Source organism: Neoroseomonas rubea (assembly GCF_016106015.1).
Classification (GTDB): Bacteria; Pseudomonadota; Alphaproteobacteria; order Acetobacterales; family Acetobacteraceae; genus Neoroseomonas; species Neoroseomonas rubea.
This window is the reverse complement of sequence record NZ_JACADQ010000502.1, coordinates 1-2,036: the sequence shown is the minus strand read 5'-3', so window position 1 is coordinate 2,036 and position 2,036 is coordinate 1. Positions and strand designations below refer to the sequence as shown.

At 75.6% G+C, this 2,036-nt stretch carries 1 protein-coding gene and 1 pseudogene; both read left to right on the top strand.

Going from position 1 to position 2,036, the window contains the following annotated elements:
* Positions 1-1,324 (top strand): M16 family metallopeptidase (locus HW577_RS24195; protein ID WP_198378656.1); only part of this gene is annotated, 1,324 nt, incomplete at its 5' end.
* A gap of 202 nt (positions 1,325-1,526) precedes the next feature.
* Positions 1,527-2,036, top strand: a pseudogene (locus tag HW577_RS24190) (insulinase family protein); the annotation flags it as partial.

Genomic DNA, 2,036 nt, shown 5'->3' with positions numbered 1-2,036 from the left:
CGCCACCCCGATCGGCCGCGCCGCCGCGCAGGCCGCGCCGCCCGCGGCGCCGGAACGCCCGCTGTTCGGCGCGAAGCAGTGGCAACTCGCCAACGGGCTGAAGGTGGTGCACGCCGAAAGCCGGCGCGCCCCGGTCGTCGCCCAGTATGTCTACTACGCCGCCGGCGGGGCGGAGGACCCGGCCGGGCGGTCGGGCGTGGCGCATTTCCTCGAGCACATGATGTTCAAGGGCAGCCCAAACGTGCCGTCGGGCGACCTGTCCCGCCGCGTGGCGCGCGAAGGGGGCAACGACAACGCCTTCACCTCCCGCGACGTCACCGCCTATTTCCAGCAGGTCGAGGCATCGCGCCTGCCCCTGATCATGGCGATGGAGGCCGACCGCTTCGCCGCCGCGCTGATCCCGGCCGACCAGGTGGAGAGCGAGCGGAACGTGGTGCTGGAAGAACGCCGCCAGCGCACCGACAGCACGCCGCGCGGCCGCTTCCAGGAAGCCTTCCGCGCGGCGCTCTGGGGCCCGCAATCCTGGCCCGGCCGGCCGATCATCGGCTGGGAGGAGGAGATCCGCGCGACCACGCGCGCCGACCTCGTCGCCTTCTACGAACGCTTCTACGCGCCGGCCAACGCCACGCTGCTGATCGCGGGCGCGGTCAGCGAGGCGGAGGCGCGCGCGCTGTCCGAGGAACACTACGGCCGCATCCCCGCCCGCCGCGCGGCGCGGCGGGACCGCGCGCCGGCACCGACCGCGGTGCATGAGGCGCGGCTGATCCGGCGCGAACCGCAGGCGCGGGAAGCGCTGATGATGCGCGCCTTCATGGCGCCGTCGCTGACCACCGACGGCGCGGCGCATGCGCTGCCGCTCGAAGTGCTCGCGCATCTGCTCGGCGGCGGGCAGGGATCGCGCCTGCACGCGGCACTGGTGGAGAGCGGCCTCGCCGTCTCGGCCGGCGCGTCCTATGACGGCGAGGCGGCGGGGGTGACGGAGTTCACGCTCTGGGCCGTGCCGCGCCGGGGTGTCGCGCCCGAGCGGCTGGAACAGGAAGCGGCCGCGGTGATCGCGCGGCTGCTCGACGAGGGACCGACCGAGGCCGAGGTCGCGCGCTCGACGCGGCAGCTCTCCGCCGGCGCGCTGCTGGCGCTGGACGGCTTCGGCGCGGCGCCGCGCATGCTGGGCGGCGTGTTGTCCATCGGGCTGCCGGCCGATGTGGTGGAATTCTGGCCGGCGCGCCTGCGCGCGGTGACGCGGCCGCAGGTCGAGGCGGCGGCGCGCGCGGTGCTGGGCACGGCGCCGCATTGCACCGGCTGGCTGCTGCCGGAGGCGAGCTGATGCGGCGTCGCGCCGGCGTTTCCACGTCGGCGCCCTCAGGCGCCGGCGCCGCCATTCGGCGGCTTGGCTTCCGCGCCACGCCATGCCGCACGGGGCCCGACGCGTCGTCCGGGCGCGGTCGCGCTTCGCGCTCCCGGCCCGGGGCATGCGCCCCGTGCCGCATCCTGCCGACGTCACGACCTTTCTCGCGGATGCTCACTGCATGACCACGCGCTTCAGCCTGCCCATCCAGGTCGTCGAGGCCGGCGGCTTCACCGCCTGGCTGGTCGAGGACCATTCCGTCCCGGTGCTCTCGCTGTCCTGGTCCTGGCCGGGCGGGGCCGCCTTCGACCCGGCGGGGCAGGAAGGCACGGCAGCGATGGCCGCGGCGATGCTGTCCGAAGGCGCGGGCGATCTCCGCGCGCTCGCCTTCGCCGATGCGCTGCGCGATTCCGCGATCGGCCTGTCCTTCTCGGCCGGGCGCGATTCCTTCGACGGATCCTTCCGCGCGCTGACGGATGCGCTGCCCGAGGCGGTGCGCCTCGCGCGGCTGGCCATGACCGCGCCGCGGCTCGATGCCGATGCGCTGGAGCGCGTGCGCGCGCGCGCCATCGCCAATGCGCGCACCACGCTGGAGACGCCGCGCGGCCAGGCGGGGCGGGAATTCTGGGCCGCGGCCTTCCCCGCCCATCCCGCCGGGCGCCCGGCCGCCGGCACGGCGGAAAGCCTGGCG